This is a genomic window from Segatella copri (assembly GCF_002224675.1).
Lineage (GTDB): Bacteria > Bacteroidota > Bacteroidia > Bacteroidales > Bacteroidaceae > Prevotella > Prevotella copri_U.
Map to the genome: position 1 here is coordinate 1 of NZ_NMPZ01000086.1, position 558 is coordinate 558.

Genomic DNA, 558 nt, shown 5'->3' on the forward strand with positions numbered 1-558 from the left:
GATGACGCAGCGATATGCGAGAGTAACCCAAAAGAAGCTGTTTGAGGACATGGACAAGTTCATCGCTGCAACCGAGAAGGACTTTATTCTCGCATTATGAACAAGGCTTTCAACTTTTCTTTTCACAGTTCAACTACATTATTATATTATAAGGACAACAACTATGAGCAGAAGTACATTTTCAATTTTGCCTTACATCAACAGACAGAAGGTGAAGGCAGACGGAACAGCCAACATACTTTGCCGCATCACCGTTGACGGCAAAAGTGCAGCCATTTCCACAGGCATATCCTGTACCCCACAGGAGTGGAACGCCAAGAAGGGAGAGGTACGGAACGCAAGGGACAACGGACGATTGGCAAGTTTCCTTGCTGAGGTCAAGGATAAATACAACTCACTTCTTTCCACCAACGGCATCATCACCGTGGAAATGCTGAAGGCAGTGTTGAAGGACAAGGACACGACAGGAAGGTTCTTGCTGAACTTTGGTGATACCATCGTGGAATGGTATCGAACCTCAAAAGCCAGACAAACCTTTCTGCACAAGCGAACATGGCA

General features: G+C 45.9%; 1 protein-coding gene. It reads left to right on the forward strand.

Going from position 1 to position 558, the window contains the following annotated elements; all coding sequences use genetic code 11:
• Window positions 1–163: 163 nt before the first annotated feature.
• On the forward strand, window positions 164–558 hold a 395-nt coding region (locus tag CFT61_RS16445; protein ID WP_254919018.1), incomplete at its 3' end, for an Arm DNA-binding domain-containing protein.